The organism is Saccharothrix sp. ST-888 (assembly GCF_000955975.1).
GTDB lineage: Bacteria > Actinomycetota > Actinomycetes > Streptomycetales > Streptomycetaceae > Kitasatospora.
In genome coordinates this window covers 1-335 of the sequence record NZ_JYJF01000702.1, presented here as the reverse complement: position 1 = coordinate 335, position 335 = coordinate 1, and the positions used below count along the sequence as shown (strand labels likewise).

The 335-nt window shown below is 61.8% G+C and carries 1 rRNA gene; it reads left to right on the top strand.

Features of this window, described 5'->3' with window-relative positions:
* Positions 1 to 335: ribosomal RNA gene (locus tag UK12_RS34280) — 23S ribosomal RNA — on the top strand; the annotation flags it as partial.

Below are 335 nucleotides of genomic sequence, written 5' to 3'. Positions count from 1 at the left end.
GGAGTGGTGGAGCGGCCGGCCCAAGTCTGTAGTAGGTGAGCGATGGGGTGACGCAGGAAGGTAGTCCAGCCCGGGCGGTGGTTGTCCCGGGGTAAGGGGGTAGGACGAACGGTAGGCAAATCCGCCGTTCACGTAGTCTGAGACATGATGCCGAGCCGAGTGTGGCGAAGAGGATGCTCCTATGCAGTCGAGAAGAGCCTCCAGCGAGTTCCATGGCGGCCCGTACCCCAAACCGACTCAGGTGGTCAGGTAGAGAATACCGAGGCGTTCGGGTGAACTATGGTTAAGGCACCCGGCAAAATGCCCCCGTCACTTCGGGAGAAGGCGGCCCATCC